Consider the following 12,812-nt stretch of genomic DNA (forward strand, 5'->3'; position numbering starts at 1 on the left):
AAAAAATAAGCTATCAGTTATTTAAAAATCTATAATAATTAATGAAGTTTATCAAAATGAAAACAAAAAATGTTTTAACAAAAAATATCTTGTTATATTTCAGGATGTTTTTTTTGTTTTCTAAAACATAAAAATTTTATGATAAACATAGGAAATAAATCAATAGAATGCTTTCAATAAACAACTGCCTTCTTGATAGTAAAATCACTAGAAAAAGCTAAAAAGTGCCCTGTTTTAGATGATATTCGTATATATATATATATATATAGTATTATTTATATGGAACATTTAATAATGTTATATTTATTTATATATTGAAAGGATATTAAAAATATGAAATTCTGTGGAAAATGTAATAAGCATTTTGATGAATATGTTAAGTTTTGTCCAATTTGCAGCGCAAATCTTTCTAACAATTCTAATAAGCAAGCAAAGAATAATACACAAAACAATATTTTTGCGATTCTTGGATTGGTTTTTGCGTTTTTTATGCCTTTATTAGGTTTGGCTTTTAGTATTGTTGGTCTTGTACAATCTAAGAATCTTGGAGGATCTGGTAAAGGATTGGCGATAGGTGGTATTGTTGTTTCATTAATATTACCAATTTTAATTTTTTCATTAATTTTTGGTCTCGCCTTGCACGCAGCTGCTGCTAGCCTGCCTTCTTATAATATTTAATGAAAATTTTAAAATATTTGGATATTTGTCCAAATATTTTTAATTATTGTTTTGCACCTTAAATTTGTTTCAGTTATAAAAAACTACTAAAAGTTTAAGCTGTAGCAAAAAAAAAAAAAAAATTATTTCTTAAATTCTATAATAGATCCAGTTTCAAATATTTCGCCATCAATTTGCGAAAAATCATTGGTTATATTTTCGATTTTGATTTCATTGCCAAATATTTGTTCAACGTTTTTTATTGCAGTATGCATTCCTGAGTAGACTAGCATAAAAGCACCGAGAAGTTTTGTAATTGCTAAATCATGCACGACAATAACACATAATTTATCAGATAGTATATCAGCATTTGGAGCAATTTTCATTCCTCCGCCATAATAAGGCCCATTCATTACTGAAACAAGATTTATGTTATTAAAAAAATACTCTTTTTTATCAACAGTAATCTTTATGTTGTTTAATCTCTTATATTTTTTTAAACATTCAATTGTTGTTCGAAAAAAAGAACCCCTTGCACCTGACTTCTTTTTTTCATTAACAGTTTTAGCAATTAGAGTATCAATTCCAAAACCAGTTCCATTTAAGAAATATCTATATGTATTTCCTGACTTAATTATTGGCAATTTTTCAATAAACTCATTAATTTTGTAAAGATGTCGCGATCTTTTTTCTGGTTTATGGTGGATCTTAACATTTCGCACAAAATCATTTCCCGTACCCGCCTTATATGCATATATTTCTGGTTTAGCGCACGATTGTTTTAAAGTGTTAATAATGTGTGTTAGGGTACCATCGCCACCAATGATTATAATTTTATCCTCGTTAGTAAGGCGGTCTAGCAGGGAATTGTTATTATTGCTACTTGCTACATTGATAATTTTTAAGGAATCCTCGTTCATTATTTTGACGATTTTGGAAACAATATTGAATATTTTCGATTGATTTCTACCTGTTTTTGATAATGAGTTATATAAAACGTATAGCATGGAAGTATTATATAATAATATCATTAGAAAAAAGTATTAAAAATCCATTTTAAACTTATAATTATAAAAATATGACGAATCCTAAAATTAGAAACTTTGCAATAATTGCACATATTGACCATGGAAAAAGTACATTAGCAGATCGTATTTTGGAACAAACTAATACAATTACAATGCGTGAATCAAAACCTCAAATTCTAGATTCGATGGATCTAGAGCAGGAAAGAGGAATTACTATTAAATTAAATGCTGTTCAGATTAAATATAAGGATTATATTTTTCATTTGATCGATACACCTGGTCATGTTGATTTTACCTATGAAGTAAGTAGGAGTCTAGCAGCCTGTGAGGGGGCTATTTTATTAGTTGATGCAACACAAGGTATTCAAGCACAAACATTAGCTAACGTTTATTTAGCCATTGAAAATAATCTTGAGATAATACCGGTTATAAACAAGATTGACTTAATTAGTTCAGAACCGGAAAGAGTTAAGAAAGAAATCGAAAGTATAATTGGCATTGATGCAAGTGATGCAATTTTAATTTCAGCTAAAACAGGAAAGAATATCGATAATGTTATTGAAGCAATTATTGAAAGAATACCTGCTCCCAAAGAAGCTGATCCCAACAAGCCTCTTAAAGGTTTGATATTTGATAGTTATTTTGATAATTATCGAGGGGTTGTTATCTATACGCGTATTTTTAATGGCGAAGTAAAACCGGGTGATACCATTTACTTTATGCAAACCAAAAAATCATATATGGTTACAGAACTAGGTGTTAAGAATCCTTATGAAGAAAAAAGAGATAAACTTTCTGCCGGTGAAGTTGGTTGGATAACTGCATCAATTAGGGATGTTAAGGATGTCGCTGTTGGTGACACTATAACTTTGTTAGATAATCCTGTCGATTATCCTCTTGCTGGATATAAAAAAATGAAGCCTGTTGTTTATACTGGATTCTTCCCCGTTGATAACAGGGATTATAACGCCTTAAAGGACGCTTTAGAAAAAATTAGTCTTTCTGATTCTTCAATAATATGAGAACCCGAAACCTCAAAGGCCCTTGGATTTGGCTTTAGAATTGGTTTTCTTGGTCTATTACATATGGATGTTTTACAAGAAAGACTCGAAAGAGAATTTAATATTGATATATTAGCAACTGCCCCTTCTGTGGAATTTGTTGTTACTCTAACAAATGGTGAGGTTGAATATATTACCAATCCTTCATTATTTCCTGATCGTAGTTATATTAAAACTATTGAGGAACCATATATCCGAGCATCAATTATGTTAACTGAGGAATATATTGGGTCTATTATGGAACTTTGTCAATCAAAAAGAGGGAAGTATATTAATATTGAGTATTTAGATGAAAAAAGAAGACGTTTAATATATGAACTTCCACTAAATGAAACTATATTCGATTTTTTTGATCTAATGAAAAGCTACTCAAAAGGTTATGCTTCTTTTGATTATGAACATATTGGCTTAAGAGAAAGCGATCTTGTTAAGGTAGATATAATGTTGAATGGGGAAAAAATTGACGCTTTAGCGCTAATTGCTCATCGTGATTTCGCATACAATAAGAGTCGTGAATTAGCCGAAAAACTTAAGGAGGTAGTACCAAGAAAAAATTTTGAAATTCCGATTCAGGCGGCGATTGGTGGTAAAATTATCGCAAGAGAAACAATTAAGGCTTATCGTAAGGACGTAACTGCTAAACTTTATGGTGGAGATGTTACAAGACGCCAAAAATTGCTAAAGAAGCAAAAAGAGGGCAAAAAAAGAATGAAACAGATCGGCAGTGTTGAGGTGCCACAAGAAGCTTTTTTAGCAATCTTAAAAACAGATAACAATAAAAAATAGGTCATGAGAAAGGACTGCGCTTTATGGAATTAAAACCAATTATAACCAATAGTTCTCAAAGTAGCGATGTAGTTGCAAAATATTCTGAAATGTTAACTGTTAATAATATGTCAGGTGCAGAAATCAAGACAAAATCATTAAGTTCTAACATTAAAAAAACTCTTGACCCAGAAGGATTAATACCAAATGGAATATATAAGGTTTTCAGAGCTGAAAAATCATTAAAAAAGTTTAGCATATCAGCTTATTTATTTGTATTTTTTTTGGCATTAATATCTTGCTTATTATTTGCATTTGCGCCCTCATTATTTTCTAATTATCTAAGCCAAGATATTAAATTAGTCCCATGAGGGTGATATGTTTCTCCAATCCTATTTGGATTAATATCGTTAGTCTTACTTATTTTGGATGTAATAGACCTGAATGCACTATCTAAGTCTGTTGATGATTATCGTGAAAAAATAAAACAAGGAATTAGTTTTGCTCCACCTTTTATTGCCTCATTGTATGAAAAACTTATGAGAAGACAAGTTAGAATTACATGATTTGTTGTTGCGATTTTATTTTATGTGGGTTTATTTACTCTTGCCTTTTGAGGCCTTAAGGATGCTCAGTGATGAATTTTGAACTTTAAGGATTGAATACACAAGGCTTTTTCTGACCCAAATTTAGTTATTTATATTCTTTGTGGAATAATGCTTGGGGTTTTACTTTTATTTATTATTGGAACAATCCAAAGAAAAAAAAGAATGGTTGATATTCAAGTTTTTTTTGGTAGTGACGTGATGAGCAATACAGAACTATCAAAAATAAGAGCAGAAGCACATAAGTTTTGAGCTAAAATTTTTTTTATAAGTGTGTTAGTGCTTTTAGTTATACCTATTATAATTTTATTAATTGTTAAAAGAATTATGAAGAGAGGAAGATAAAATATTATGCCTGTATGAGGAATCGTTTTATTAGTAATTTTACCTATCATATTTGGAATTGCTGGTGCTATTTTAGCTATTTTTATAACAAAGAAAAAATTTGAAAAGCAATTAAAAGAAAACCCACCAATCAATGAAAAGATGATTAGAGTTATGTTTCAACAAATGGGTCGCAAGGCTTCTGAAGCGCAAATTAGAAGCGTAATGCGTTCGATGAAACAAGCAAAATAGAGTGTGCCAAATAATGTGCACATTCTATTTTTATTATTTATTCATGCGTTATGAAATTTTTGTGTTTAATATGCATTATCGATATTTATTATTAAATATTTTTTTGAATGCTATGAGTATAGTTACTAACAACAAGCACAATATCAAACCGACATTTTTAAAATATGATAAGTTAGAATATTATTGATATAATTTAAGTTAAATGTAAATAACTTTGGAGGTATATTAGAATGACAAAAATGAAAGCATTTGTTGTGAGGGGGCCAAAGGATTGATCGATAACAGAAGTGGCTATTCCTAAACCCAAATATAAGGAAGTATTAATAAAAATGGAAACAAGTGGAATATGCCATACTGATTTGCATGCAGCTAATGCTGATTGATTAGTAGATCCAAAATATCCACTCATTCCTGGACATGAAGGGATCGGAATTGTTAGTGAACTTGGAGAAGGATGTACAAGACTTAAAGTTGGTGATCGTGTTGGTTTGGCTTGGCTTCATGACACATGCGGCCATTGTGAGTTTTGTTTAACCGGAAGAGAAACTCTATGTCCTAACCAAAATATGACTGCTTATACAAAAGATGGCACATTTGCTGAATATGCTATTGGCCATGAGGATTATGTAGCAATTATTCCTGAAAAATTTGATATTGTTTCTGGCGCGCCAATTATTTGTGCTGGTGTTACAACATATAAGGCTTTAAAGAGAACTAACATTAAACCTAACAATTATGTAGCGGTTATAGGTGTTGGTGGATTAGGTCAACTTGCGATTCAATATGCAAATGCAATGGGATATAAGGCTATTGGAATAGATATTAGCGATGATAAGGTTGACTTAGCATTGAAGAGTAAGGCGGTTGCTGCCTTTAATTCACGAAAAGATCCTGATTTTATAAGTAAAATTATGCAGTTAACAAACGGTGGAGTCCATGCTGTTATCAACACTTCAGTACATCCGACAGCAGCCGAACAAGGAATGGCAATATTACGGCGTGGTGGGCGCCAAGTTTTGGTGGGATTGCCGGCCAAGGATGCTATGGGAAAGGTTGATATTAATGTTTCTATTTTTTGAACTGTTCTGTTAGAAAAAGAATTGGTTGGTTCAATTGTAGGAACTAGACAAGATCTTAAAGAAGCCATTGAATATGCAGCTGAGGGAAAGGTAAAATCAGAAGTTACAAAAATTGTTAAACTTGAAGATGTTGAAGAAATTTTTGAAAAACTTGAAAAAGGCGAATTTCTCGGAAGAGCAGTTATTGATTTTAGAACAAAATAATTTTTTAAAAATATACCAAGTAGAATAATATAAGTCTCTAATACTACTCAATTAATATGAGTAGTATTTTTTAAAAATGAATATAAATGTTAAATTGTAACAAAAATGATCTATCTATTATATATAGTAAAATGTTATCGGTGATTTTATTATGTGCGAAATAGAATTAAACTATTTTCACTTAAATCCTTTCATAAAAAAATTCGGACTCTGAATATTTTTACCTCATTAAACTATATAAATTTTATTCATTTTTTCTTCTATTATTTTCTTGATGTATTTGCTGGAAATTTAATATTCTGTATTTATGAATACAAAATGTTTTTTAGAGAAGTAATTAAGATTTTTAGCCAATATTTTTCCCAGTACTCCGTTATCTTATAAATATTCTTTATTTACATTTTTAAAAAATAAATCATTTTTTAGCTCGACCGATCTTCTTCATCTTTCGAACTCTACTTTGTGACTTAAGCTGGCGTTTTTTCTATTATTCTGTATGAATTCGTAATCTCTTAGAATTGCAAAGCATATATCAATTTTTAGTTGTATTAATAAAAGGAATTTGTTATTTGGTTTTATAAAATAAATTTCATTTAATTTTTTGTGATTTTGTAAAAAAATCATATTGATCAAAACCTTAGAAATAAAAAGTCATCAATCATATGTCTACCAATTAAACACTTGTCAAAGTGTTGCATATTTTTAATTTGTTCTAGTCTATACTTGAAAAATATTTTTTGGTTTTATACCCATTCTTTTTCAAATCATTCATATAGTTTAGAAAAATGCTTGTATCAGTCAGTCTTTTGTCAATAATTTTAATACCGTGCTCATTTAGAAAAGGAGCAATATTTTTTATAACAGTAGATTTTTTGCTGCTTCCATTCCTGAAAATGTAATTCTTAATGTTGTTCTCCTTGAAGTTGCAAAATATAGATATAATGAAATTGAAAAATGGATAATGTTTATGATCAAAGCATCGAAATTTGGAAAGGCAACACCAGAGAAAAACGCAAAGCATATTATGCTTTTTAAACATCATACAATTTACGAATCTTTAAAATCTAACGCCATTATTGTTGAAGCGGCTACTGATATTGAATTTAATGTTGCTAACAGTATAGCAGACACTAATTTATATTTAAAATTTGAGCCAAATTCTAAATAATTTATATTGAATATTTTTCCTAATATATTGTTGGTAAATGGGTTTGAAAAGTAAAATATTACAAAGAAAATTAAAAAATATAACGCAAATAATAGTGACGAATATAATGAACTTCTTGGCTCACTTATTTTGAAATTTTTCTTGATTTTTTTATTAATTAATATCGATATCAATATTGCTATATAAATGAATTATAGAATTCCATCAATGACTAAGCCATTTGCAAATGAAAAGAATGCGTATAAAATTGCATTGAGTATTTCGGTTAAATATACCGTTGTTTTTTTCTTTGCAAATCAATATATTGAAATAACTCCTAAGAACCCCGATAAGGCAACAAAAATATTTGTTATCTTTTTTATAATGAGATCAGAGAGCTCCATATAAATGTTTTGGTGTCAATATTAAATATTGAAAAAATAAAAAGAACCAGTACGATTATGATAAAAAAAGAAATTTTAATTTTTCTTCTATTTTTAATAATTTGTTTCATTTATTTTAAAGGAGGAGTAGGTGCTTAGATTGTTTAATATCTGTATATTGCGGTTAATAATTGTAGTTAAAAAATAATAATAAAAATACAAATACGCCTTAATTTAAGATGTATTTGTATTTTTTTATACTTAAACTGGGAAATAATTTTGAATATTTATATTGAATTTATTTGATTAGTTATTAGTCGAGTTTATCATTGGCTTTGAATAATTCATCATCTAATTTTTGAATTTTTCTTTCTTTTGCCATTTTGTTTAAAATATCAAGAACGTAATTTTTTTGTTGTAGGTTTGAAACTTGTGTTTTAATTCTATTTGATAATTCTCTACAGAAATCATCTAAGCTAATTGTAATATAAGAATTTTCTAATATTGTTATAAATAGATCACGCAATTCATATGGATGGATATCAAAAATTGATCTTTTTGTTTCTTTTGAAAAGCTTTCTCTAAATTTAAAATTGAAATCAGGGAAAGAAGGAACTATGAATAGGTATTCATCTTTGCTACCCAGTCCATATGCTAATTTGCTTGCTAACATTTTAACACCATTTGTTAAACGATCTTCGCGTAGCAATTTTTTAACGATACCTTCATAAGTTTTATAAGGCAATGCACCTGCAACTGAAAATAGTTGAGCAATAATAAGACTTCTTTCTCCTTGATATGATTTTAAAAATTTTAAACTATTCATTTCAATAAATTTATCTAGATCAGGGAATGCTGGGAAAGTTGCTTGTTCATTTTCGTGTTCATTTAGTTCTATTGTGAATGATTTTGTCATTTCTTCGTTGTCTTCTGATTCGTCAGCCGAATTAGTGTTGTTATATAATTCTTGCAATTTATTTAAAATAATGTTAACTTGTGCATCGGGGTTTTTGAATCAGTCGGTTGATCAAATTCTGTGAATATTTCAACCTCTTGCTTCTAACACTTCCTGTCTTAATCTATCACGATCACGTGTTGTTTTTGAAGAGTGATAGGTTGCTCCATCGCATTCTATTCCTAGAATATATTTGTTTGGATTATTTTTATGAACTACTGCTAAATCAATTCTAAATCCTGATGATCCGACTTGTGTTTTTAAAGTCAAACCTTGTTCAGTAAGTTTATCATAAACTTGTTGTTCGAAAAGTGATTCAACACCTCCGCTCGTTTCTTTTAAATCTTCTAAGGCGTTTATTCCGAATTCAGCGTTTTTAATGAATTTTTCAAGAAGTTTAACCCCTCTTTGTTCACTTCTGAACCAATTAACTTCATGACTTTTGAATGATGATATAAGAATTAAACCTTTTTTGGCACGAGATATTGCAACATTAAGTCTTTTATATCCGGATTCGCTGTTATTTATTGCTCCAAAGTTTACACTAACTTCACCGTTTGCGTTCCTTTTATTATCTAGCAAGAATAATATGATATCTCTTTCATCACCTTGAACTGTTTCAATGTTTTTAACAAAAAATGCATCTTCTCTATCTTCATCAAAATAAAATTTTAAATGTGGATTATCATGAATAAATTTATCCATTTCTCTTTCAAATTGATTTAATACTTCAGCGTTAAACACAACAACACCGATTGAATATTTATTTTGATACTTTTCAATAATTTCCTTTATCGTTCTCTTTGCTTCTTCAAATAATGTGTTTGTTTCGTCAATATATTTATTTGGTTTTGCGTAAAGGAATCTTAATCCTTCGATATCATTAGGTTGTTTAGAGTTAGGGAATGTTATTAAGTCTTTATAAATTTCTTTATTTGATGTATAAATTAATTCTTCAAATTTTGAACGATAGTGTCATTTTAGTCTAATTGAGTTAAGGCTAGCTTCAGCTAAATTTAAAAGTGAATCATAGCCATCTGAAAAGTTATCTGTTGAATCCTCGACTTCAAGAAAACCTTCTTCATTTTCTGCTGATGAAAAGAAGTTTGATGGAGGCATTTGTTCCTTATCCCCAACGACTATAACTTGTTTAGCTCTAAATAATGAACTTATAGCACTTTCGGGTCTAATTTGAGATGCCTCGTCAAATATAACTGTATCGAATGTATAGTCAACATCTTTAAAGAAGTTACTTACTGTTAGAGGAGAAAGCATTAAACAAGGTTTTATATTTAAAATAAGTTCAAGCGCTTTTTCAAAAAACTTCTTAAAAGGCATAATGGCACGAGTTTTACTGCTTTCTTTTTTAAGCAACATATACTGACTATTAGCAGCGGCGAAGAATAAACTAGATTTAATTCTTTTATCATTTTCTAAAATAATTTTATCTCTTGCCAAAGTATTAGCTTCTTTGTCTTTTTCTTTAAATACATTTACACATTGATTTAGTAAAACTGTATCTGCATTTGAAATTTCAGTTTGAATAATAGTTTCTGTTAGTTTTTCATAGAATTTTCTAAGATAAATGTTTTCAAAATTGCTATCTATATTGTTTGAAATAATGGCTTCAATGAAAGAACTTTGACCTAAATTGGCAAGCCTATTTTTTGCGCTAATGAAACTTATGTAGCTAGTTATTGAATCCATATTTGTCAATAATGTTATTGTTTTAGATAGAAAATCATCTAGTGATACTGTTTTAAAATTTACAATATTATTGTCGAATAAGGAACCAAGAAATTCAATATTTTCACATAGTGTGTTTAAATTATTTATATTTGTCTTTATTGATTCTTTGTTTTGATTATAAGTTTTTACATATGCATTGAATATTGTTAGGATATCATTATTATTTTGTTTAATAAACTCAAGAATGGTTAAAACTTCATTAACTTTATCAATATTGAAGTTGTCTAAATTTAGATTTATTTTGTTTATTAGTTCATTAAATTTTGTGTCCAATTCTTTTATTTCAGCGAATTTTTTAGCTTCATCAAGGGTTCTTAATTTTCACAGATTTTCAGGTTCATATACATTTTGCTTTTTGAAATAACTTCTGTATTGTCTTCACGTTTTTGAAAAAACCCTAAAAGGGTTAAATTTGTTTTTGTTAAGTGTTGAATAAACTTCTATAGCATCATTAGTTTCAAAAAATTCTAAATTCTTTCAAATTTTAGATTGGGTTTCGTATTTAGTGGTTTTGTCATTGAACACACTAATAATTTCTTTTAAATTTATTATTTCTAAATCAATACCGTCATTTAAATAGTTTGAAATATCCTTGAAGTTATTATTTTCAATGAAGTTTGCAACAAATTTTATATTTAAAGTATGTTTAGAAAATTCATTATAAAAGTCGTTTGGTTGTGCAAAAATATTCAAGTTTTTGATTCAAGTAGCAATATTTTTTGAATGATCTTTTAAGAAAAATAGTTTTTCCTCAATCTCATCTTTTTCTTTAAATTTAATTGTGTCCTTTAATAAACCGTACCATGGATGTTGTTTAAAATTAAAATCTATGTTTTTCAGTGAATGTTCAAATGACTGAATTGTATTCTTAATATTTTCAAAATCTTCACCATTAATAGACATTATATTATTAATACTGAATCTTATGTTTGGGAAGTCATTTAATGAAAAATATTTACCAATATATTCGTAAAGATTTTTGTATTGAGGTTCTCTTTTTCTTAATAAGATTTCTCCATATTTTTCTAAAAAATCTTTGCTTCTTTGATAGTTAGAAATCAATGTTTGAATATTGTTGTCATCGATTTCATATAATCTTGCCTCTTCGATTGATTTATTAATATCTCTTAATATTTCTTTTTTATCGACTTTTGTGTCGTGAATAGGCATCGCATACTTTTCCAATTTAATTTTTTTAAGGTTGTTGAAAACGACTTGAAGAGCAGCATTTTTTTCAGCAACAAAAAGAATCTTTTTACCTCTTGTTATAAGTTCGGTAATAATATTTGTAATTGTTTGGGATTTACCTGTTCCGGGAGGTCCTTGTAAGATGAAACTTTTTCCTTCAATGGCATTTTGAATGGCGATTTCTTGTGAAGAATCTGAGTTAAGAATTTTATATTGATTTTGAATATCAATCTTTTGGTTTATATTTGTTTCATTAATATTAGATATATCTGTTGCATCGTCAATTTCAGCGCTGATCATTCTTTTGAAAAATTCACTTTCAGATATTTTCTCAATATTTTGTTCAATATCTTTGTAGATGTATATATTACTAAAATCAAATGTAGATAAATAAATATCTTTTGTAATTTCTCATCTTTTATCGCTAATTTGGCCTAGAATTTTTTCAGCATATTCATCAAACATTTCATTGGCATTATTATTTGAAGGTTCAAATGTAAAGTCAGCATTAAAACTATTTTTCATTTTACGTACTAATGTTTCATTTTGAATAAAATCATTTTCCGCTTTTCTTGTAATTCTTCAACCTGATGTATTGCTATCTTTTTTAATTTCTACTGGATAGAATAATAAAGGAGCGTAATTTGGCTCATATGAAGTTGTTGACTCGTATCACTTCACTAAACCAAATGTCATATAAGCAATATCAATTGAATATTCCTCTCTAAAAGTTCTTGCCTTTTTCTCAATTTTCTTAATTGTTTCTAAAAATACAGACTCACCAAATTCTGGATAAAGTTGATTTTTCTTGATAGTTGTTTGTTGCTCAATATCTTCTAAATTATGTGAATATAAAGCTTCATATCCGTATTGGTTTTCTGTATATTTTCTAACTTGGTCATAAATCGCCAATGGGAATACTTCTTTTTCAGTGTTATTGAACAATTCTAGTAATGAATAAAAGTCAGGATAAACTATTTTTAATTTATTGGGAATGGTCTTTTTTAAAGAGATACCAATATTTAAGGATTTGTTTCTTAAAGTTAAGTCAAGTAATTTCGTTTTTCAATGATTAATATTTTTTATTAGTTTTTCTTTTTTGATATTATCGATCATGTCTTTTAATCCCATTTCTATGTACATTTAATATTGTATTAAATTTAGATTGTTATTGCTGGTTTTATGTTTAAAATACTTTCAATAATGATTTTTTTATACAGCTTAAACTTTTAATGATTTTTATAATTTTATAACTAATTATAAAAATATACAAAAAGTGCTGATTTGCTTAAAAAAACGGCACTTTTTTTACTTTTATGCGTTAAATTACATGTTAATTCTTAATCAAATCGCAACATTTTTATAGTTTAAAAATGTTTATTAAACTTATGATATTAAATTTATTTTTTAAGCTT

General features: G+C 28.0%; 9 protein-coding genes. 7 read left to right on the top strand and 2 right to left on the bottom strand.

Features of this window, described 5'->3' with window-relative positions; translation table 4 throughout:
* Window positions 1-333 precede the first annotated feature (333 nt).
* Entirely contained in the window at window positions 334-678 is a 345-nt protein-coding gene (locus ACWXVO_RS02985; protein WP_456002506.1) for a hypothetical protein, read from the top strand.
* Between the two features lie 122 nt (window positions 679-800).
* Here the strand turns inward: ACWXVO_RS02985 and ACWXVO_RS02990 are convergent, their stop codons facing one another.
* Window positions 801-1,664 carry a diacylglycerol/lipid kinase family protein gene (locus ACWXVO_RS02990; protein ID WP_456002509.1) on the bottom strand — a complete coding sequence of 288 codons (864 nt, stop codon included), beginning with the start codon at window positions 1,662-1,664 and terminating at the stop codon, window positions 801-803.
* 71 nt (window positions 1,665-1,735) lie between these two features.
* On the opposite strand from ACWXVO_RS02990, the gene lepA reads away from it, so the two are divergent.
* The 6 genes from lepA (at window position 1,736) to ACWXVO_RS03020 (ending at window position 7,530) form a co-directional block, all read left to right on the top strand.
* Window positions 1,736-3,532, top strand: a complete 1,797-nt coding sequence (lepA, locus tag ACWXVO_RS02995) for a translation elongation factor 4 (RefSeq protein WP_438340365.1) — start codon at window positions 1,736-1,738, stop codon at window positions 3,530-3,532.
* Between the two features lie 23 nt (window positions 3,533-3,555).
* Window positions 3,556-4,461 carry an MSC_0882 family membrane protein gene (locus ACWXVO_RS03000; protein ID WP_456002513.1) on the top strand — a complete coding sequence of 302 codons (906 nt, stop codon included), beginning with the start codon at window positions 3,556-3,558 and terminating at the stop codon, window positions 4,459-4,461.
* Window positions 4,462-4,467: 6 nt separating this feature from the next.
* Window positions 4,468-4,692 carry a YneF family protein gene (locus tag ACWXVO_RS03005; protein ID WP_438340363.1) on the top strand — a complete coding sequence of 75 codons (225 nt, stop codon included), beginning with the start codon at window positions 4,468-4,470 and terminating at the stop codon, window positions 4,690-4,692.
* 230 nt (window positions 4,693-4,922) lie between these two features.
* Window positions 4,923-5,975 carry an alcohol dehydrogenase AdhP gene (gene adhP, locus ACWXVO_RS03010; protein ID WP_438340362.1) on the top strand — a complete coding sequence of 351 codons (1,053 nt, stop codon included), beginning with the start codon at window positions 4,923-4,925 and terminating at the stop codon, window positions 5,973-5,975.
* Between the two features lie 967 nt (window positions 5,976-6,942).
* Window positions 6,943-7,143, top strand: coding sequence for a hypothetical protein (locus ACWXVO_RS03015; RefSeq protein ID WP_456002516.1), 201 nt, complete (start codon window positions 6,943-6,945; stop codon window positions 7,141-7,143).
* 186 nt (window positions 7,144-7,329) lie between these two features.
* A complete protein-coding gene (locus ACWXVO_RS03020) occupies window positions 7,330-7,530 on the top strand; it encodes a hypothetical protein (RefSeq protein ID WP_438340360.1) in 201 nt (66 codons plus the stop codon).
* 288 nt (window positions 7,531-7,818) lie between these two features.
* Here the strand turns inward: ACWXVO_RS03020 and ACWXVO_RS03025 are convergent, their stop codons facing one another.
* Complete coding sequence (locus tag ACWXVO_RS03025; RefSeq protein ID WP_456002519.1) at window positions 7,819-12,528, bottom strand: DUF4011 domain-containing protein; 4,710 nt, start codon at window positions 12,526-12,528, stop codon at window positions 7,819-7,821.
* Window positions 12,529-12,812 lie beyond the last annotated feature (284 nt).

It is taken from the genome of Mycoplasma sp. 1890, assembly GCF_053851615.1.